Genomic DNA, 4062 nt, shown 5'->3' with positions numbered 1-4062 from the left:
TGGTTAAAGACATTGATGGAGTAAAGAGAGTTGCAGTGGTATGCGCACATGATGAGCATACATTGGAAGCTGTACAGAAGGCTGAAAATGAAGGGCTTATCAAATCTGTCCTAGTAGGAAAAAGTGTTGAAATAAAGGAAATACTTAAAAAACTTGATTTTAAAAAGGAAGATTCAGAAATAGTAGATGTTGAAGGTGATCTGGAAACTTCATACAAGGCTGTTGAGCTTATAAGAAACAATCAGGCTGACTTCATCATGAAGGGAAAAATTCAGACTGGAGATCTTCTTAAGGCAGTAGTTGACAAGGAAAAAGGACTTAGAACAGGCAAGGTAATGTCTCATATAGTATTCAACGAGGTTCCAAACTACCACAAGCTTATTGCGACTACAGATGGTGGAATGATGATGTATCCTGACCTTGACAAGAAAAAGCAGATACTTGAAAATGCAGTGGATACGTTGATTTCACTTGGATATGACAAGCCAAAGGTTGCAGCTCTGGCAGCTGTTGAAAAAGTTAATCCAAAGATGCCCGAATCAGTTGATGCAGGTGCCCTTAAGGATATGTATCTCAACGGTGAAATAAAAAACTGTATAGTTGAGGGTCCAATATCTTATGACCTTACAATGAGCAAGGAATCGGCCGAAATAAAAGGATATGAAAGCCCAGTTACAGGAGATGCAGATATAATGCTTGTTCCAAACATAACAGTAGGAAATATTCTTGGAAAATCTCTGATTTATTCAGCGGGTGCAAAAATGGCAGGCTTCATAGTAGGCGCAAAGGTACCCATCGTTCTTACATCAAGAGGTTCAACTTCAGAAGAAAAGTATTTGTCATTGGTATTATCAGCGGCAGCAGTATAATAATTTAGTATAAAAGAAAAGGAGAACAAAATGAGAAAAGGTGATTTTATATGGATTGGAGGGATAGTTTTGGCGGTACTGTTCATAGTATCCCCACAAACCAATCCGATATTTTTAAGGATGACTTCAGCTCATCCATATATGATGTCATTTGCTAAATTTGCAATTCTGGCAACAATGGGAGAATTGCTGGCCCTAAGAATTAGGAGTGGGAAATGGAGTAAATCAGTAGGAATGATGTATAAGGCAATTGTGTGGGGGTTGTTTGGAATGTGGATAACACTGGCATTTCAGCTGTTTGCAGGTGGGGTCATAGCAGCTCAGGCAAAAGGATATCTGCCAGGTGAGGGTTCTAGTTTATTATTTGCATTTTTCACAGCATCCACAATGAATTTAATTTTTGCACCTGTATTCATGGCATGTCATAAATGTACGGATTCATATATCAATTTAAACGTAGGCGGAATAATTAAAAAACCTTCTCTTAATGATGTATTAAAGGATGCGGACTGGAATTCATATGTAAATTTTGTATTGTTAAAAACTATACCTTTTTTCTGGATACCAGCACATACAATAACATTTTTATTGCCAAGTGAATATAGAATAGTAGCGGCAGCTTTCTTGTCTATTGCGTTGGGAATATTCCTTGCATTGGCAAATAAAAAAAAGACAGCAACCCCGGAAACGTGTGCAACGAAAATATAAAGTATAAGGAGTAACCTATGTATAATATTTTAGCGATTAATCCAGGATCAACTTCTACAAAGATTGCAATATATGAAGATGACAAGGAAATATACGAAAAAAACATAACACATTCAAACGAAGAAATCGAAAAATATGACCGTGTAGCTGACCAATACGAAATGAGATACAACGAGATCATGAGCTTTCTTAATGAAGTTAATTATGACGTGAAGGATCTTTCGGCAGTAGTTGGAAGAGGCGGACTTCTTCCTCCGGTTAAGTCAGGTGCATATAAGGTAAATGACGTAATGGTTGATGTCCTTAAGAATAGACCAGTTGTTGAACATGCATCAAACCTTGGTGGAATAATAGCCTATGAAATGGCTGAAAAACTGGGCATACCTTCATTCATATATGACTCGGTAGCTGTTGATGAGCTTGAAGACATTGCAAGATATTCTGGAATGGCAGATATAAAAAGAAAGAGTCTCGCCCATGCCCTTAACATGAGAGCGGTAGCAATAAAGACTGCAGAAGAGTTAAATAAGAAATATACTGATTCGACTATAATAGTTGCACACCTTGGGGGCGGAATGAGTATTTCTGTTCACAAAAACGGCAAAATGGTTGACATAGTATCAGATGACGAAGGTCCATTCTCTCCTGAGAGAGCTGGAAGAGTTCCGTGTAAGGACTTGATTTCAATGTGTTACAAGAACGACCAGAAAACAATGAAGGCTAAGCTTAGAGGAAAGGGAGGACTAATCTCTTACCTAGGAACAAACGATGCTAGAGAAGTTGAAAAGATGATTGCAGAAGGAAACAAGGAAGCTGCAATGGTTTACGAAGCTATGGCTTATCAGATTGCAAAGGGTATCGGAGAACTTGCTACTGTTGTTGAAGGTAAGGTTGATGCTATAGCTATAACTGGTGGAATTGCATATTCTAAGATGATTACTGAATGGATTTCAAAGAGAGTTAAATTCATAGCTCCAGTTCATATACATGCTGGAGAAAATGAACTTGAGTCCCTGGTACTTGGATCAATCAGAGTACTTGACGGCAAGGAAGAAGCAAGGGTGTATGCTGAATAATCAATATTTACTGAACTTCAAATTATTGTTAAAAATATTCGATAGGAGAAATTAAATATTATGGAAAACACAATTAATAAAAATATGTTTAGAAGAGAACTTGAGAATATGGGAGTATATGTGCCTGGAAAACTCGTTGAAGAGGTTATGAAGGAATATGGACTAACAGAAGTTGTAAAGCTTGCATCAAATGAAAATCCTCTTGGTCCATCACCTAAGGCTGTAGCAAATATCATTGAGAAAGCTGGAATGGTAAATATATATCCTGACGGAGCAGCTTTGGAGCTTAGAACTGCAATAGCACAAAAGCATGGACTTCAAATTGAAAATGTGATTTGTGGAAACGGTGGAGAGCAGATACTAACAATGATGGCCCAAGCCATTATAAATGAAGGCGACAATGCGATAATGGCGGATACAACCTTTGGACTTTATGGATCAAGTGTATCCCATATGGGTGGAAAAGCAGTGAAGATACCACTTAAAAACTACAAACATGATTTCGAAAAGATGATAGAGGTTGCAGATGAAAACACTAAACTGATTTATGTATGCAATCCCAATAATCCTGTAGGAAATATAATGACTGATGATGAAATCAATTATCTTGTTGAGAATATTTCTGAAGACACAGTCCTTGTACTTGATGAGGCATACTATGATTATGGTATAAGAAATCCTGAATACACAGGTGGTATGGAAATACTTAAGACCAGGAAGAACACCATAATATTGAGAACACTTTCAAAGGTTGCGGGCTTGGCAGGAACAAGGATTGGATATGCACTTTCATCAGAGGATATTATTAACAATATGACTAAGGTCAAGGGTGTATTTAATGTGAATCTTTTGGCTCAGGCAGCTGCGCTTGGAGCTTTACAGGATGATGATCATATCAATAAGACTGTAGATTTGAACTATGAATCTATAAAGATAATGGAAGAATATTTTGATAAAAAGGGTCTGGAGTATGTCAAGTCAAATGCAAACTTCGTATTTGTAAATATAGAGACTGATGCAAAAAAAGCATTTGAGGATCTAATGAAGCTTGGAGTAATTATCCGTGGAGGATTCCTATGGAATTGGAATACATGGATAAGGGTGAGTACTGGAACCATTGACCAGACCAAGGTGTTTGTTGAAGCCTTAGATAAGATCCTTTAATAAAGAAGTCGAATAACAGAACAGATATTTGGAAAAAAACCTAGGCTATAAACTAATATTTATTAATAAATTCAAATACAAAAAGCTTCTACAAGTGAATGATTCCTTGTCGAAGTTTTTTGTTTGTTTTTAAAACTTATTCTAATAAAGGTATCTGAATCTCTGTAATATAGAAATTTGGATCACTGGAGATATAGTGGTCAATTATTGTTCGATCAATGGTAAAATCCCCCAGCGTGATATTG

Annotated in this window: 4 protein-coding genes; all 4 read left to right on the top strand. The window is 36.8% G+C overall.

From position 1 onward, the window contains the following. Nucleotides 1-11: 11 nt before the first annotated feature. Genes AC3AX0_RS08655 through hisC form a run of 4 tightly spaced genes read left to right on the top strand, consistent with a single transcriptional unit; the run spans nucleotide 12 to nucleotide 3817 of the window. A complete protein-coding gene (locus tag AC3AX0_RS08655; protein WP_487549899.1) occupies nucleotides 12-869 on the top strand; it encodes a bifunctional enoyl-CoA hydratase/phosphate acetyltransferase in 858 nt (285 codons plus the stop codon). Between the two features lie 30 nt (nucleotides 870-899). Beyond that, entirely contained in the window at nucleotides 900-1577 is a 678-nt protein-coding gene (locus AC3AX0_RS08650; protein WP_487549898.1) for a hypothetical protein, read from the top strand. A 17-nt stretch (nucleotides 1578-1594) separates the two neighbouring features. Then, complete coding sequence (gene buk / locus AC3AX0_RS08645; protein WP_487549897.1) at nucleotides 1595-2653, top strand: butyrate kinase; 1059 nt, start codon at nucleotides 1595-1597, stop codon at nucleotides 2651-2653. A gap of 60 nt (nucleotides 2654-2713) precedes the next feature. Further along, entirely contained in the window at nucleotides 2714-3817 is a 1104-nt protein-coding gene (hisC, locus tag AC3AX0_RS08640) for a histidinol-phosphate transaminase (protein ID WP_487549896.1), read from the top strand. The last annotated feature ends 245 nt before the right edge of the window (nucleotides 3818-4062 follow it).

Source organism: Dethiosulfatibacter sp., assembly GCF_983023055.1.
This window is presented reverse-complemented; position numbering and strand designations above follow the sequence as displayed.